Here is a 1,773-nt window from a genome sequence, read left to right on the forward strand (position 1 = left end):
CATGCGTCGCATCGACACCAGTTGTCAGAGTATGCGCGCCCAACCCTTTAACTAGGCTGGATTTAAACGTGGTGTTTACAATAGTCATTTCGCGAGATTTGTTTTCACTCTCCTCGCGCTGCAAGTAGGTATCAGAGTTACCCAATAACTCCCACTCCCCGGTGTGACTAAGCGTAACGTAGTTACGACGATATTCATTCAATGAATCTTCACAGCCTCTACGACAGCCAGTCGTAGGTACAGAAAGACCAACATTACCGCGACGACTTTGTGCCGATGTACCACCCTCTAACTGCACAGAGTGACGGTCATTGATTTGATAGATCAGTTTTGAAGAGATGCTCTGCATATCTTTGTCTTCATAACCATAATCAATGTCATCTTCTTCCCTTGCGGTGTATTGACCATAAACCTGTAGCAACAAGTTTTCTGCAAGAGGGCCATTTACAAAGAAGTTTGCACTCTGTTCACCACCAGAACGGCTGTTTTCTTGGATAACCGTCCCCAGCTGCACATTACCTGTCCACTCAAGCGCATCTTTACGGGTGATCACGTTAATCACACCACCAATCGCATCGGAACCATACAGCGTCGACATCGGACCGCGGATCACTTCGATTCGCTCAATGGCTTGAAGTGGTGGCAACCAACCTTGTTCAATACCAGGGCCATCGCTATTTGGGCGAGTTTCGCGAGTACTTTGGCGCTTACCATCCACAAGAATTAACGTGTACTTAGAGCCCATACCACGAATGCTGATATCGGTTGTATCACCACCACCAGTCACAACAACACCCGGCACACTTTTCAGTGCATCAGTCACGTCGCGGTAGTAGCGCGAGTCCAATTCTTCTCGCGAGATAACACTAATACTTGCAGGCGCATCCGCTTGGGATTGCTCATAACTTGACGCTGTCACCACGACGGTTTCCATTTTAGAAACTGAGTCGTTAGCAAATACATGAGGGACACTGACGAAGGCTAAAACACCAGTTGCAGTTAGCACTGGCAGTCTAAGAGTGGACATCTACATCTCCATAATTGATAATGATTATTATTTTCGAAGTGGAATTATTCATAAATAGAATGAGATGCATAGTGAGAGTTATGGAACGGTTCTTCCCATATATGGAATCCGTACATAACGCAGTAAGGAGTAAGATATGCACGACTTAGCATCAATTCGTGCTTTTGATGCGCTTAACCAACACAAAAGTTTGACCGCAGCCGCCAAAGCACTGAATCAGCCGAAATCCACCGTGAGCCGCCGCTTAGCACAATTAGAAGCCGACTTTGGCCAAGCGCTAACGACTCGACAAGGCAACCGCTTGATTCTGACACGCGCAGGGGAGATTTTTGCCGACTACAGTCGCCAGATCCTAGAGCTCAGCGAGGAAAGTTATGAGGCGCTTCAAGGCTGAAATAATCAAGTATCAGGCTCTCTACATATCGTTTGCCACGCAGCGTTAGTTCGCAGTTGGTTAGGCGATGTGCTCAATGAATTTCTGGTGGATAACCCTGATGTCAGAGTCCAGCTCACTAGTGATTTTTCCGATACACACCACGATCCAGATTTGTTTATCTGGCTAGGTGAACACAAAGGGCTGGATTGGCGCAAAGAAACGCTTGGCGTATTTCGTTACACCCCATTCGCGTCGCCAAACTACATCGAAAAACATGGCCCCATCCACCACCCGAGAGAACTAAACAAACATCCGTGGATAGATTTTGGGTCGATACAAGAGAATGGTTTGCGACTCTCGCACCCAGAAC

Annotated in this window: 3 protein-coding genes; 2 read left to right on the forward strand and 1 reads right to left on the reverse strand. The window is 47.2% G+C overall.

The features are described from left to right. Positions 1–1,027 (reverse strand): TonB-dependent receptor plug domain-containing protein (locus R7F07_RS24675; protein WP_411976918.1); only part of this gene is annotated, 1,027 nt, incomplete at its 3' end. A 136-nt stretch (positions 1,028–1,163) separates the two neighbouring features. Here R7F07_RS24675 and R7F07_RS24680 point away from each other — a divergent pair. Together R7F07_RS24680 and R7F07_RS24685 are read left to right on the forward strand one after the other, a co-directional pair. Beyond that, positions 1,164–1,421 (forward strand): LysR family transcriptional regulator, encoded by a 258-nt coding sequence (locus R7F07_RS24680; RefSeq protein ID WP_318110588.1) that lies wholly within the window; start codon positions 1,164–1,166, stop codon positions 1,419–1,421. Between the two features lie 27 nt (positions 1,422–1,448). After that, a partial coding sequence (locus tag R7F07_RS24685) for a LysR substrate-binding domain-containing protein (RefSeq protein ID WP_318110592.1) occupies positions 1,449–1,773 on the forward strand: 325 nt, incomplete at its 3' end.

This window comes from Vibrio sp. YT-16, from assembly GCF_033337405.1.
Taxonomy (GTDB): domain Bacteria; phylum Pseudomonadota; class Gammaproteobacteria; order Enterobacterales; family Vibrionaceae; genus Vibrio; species Vibrio alginolyticus.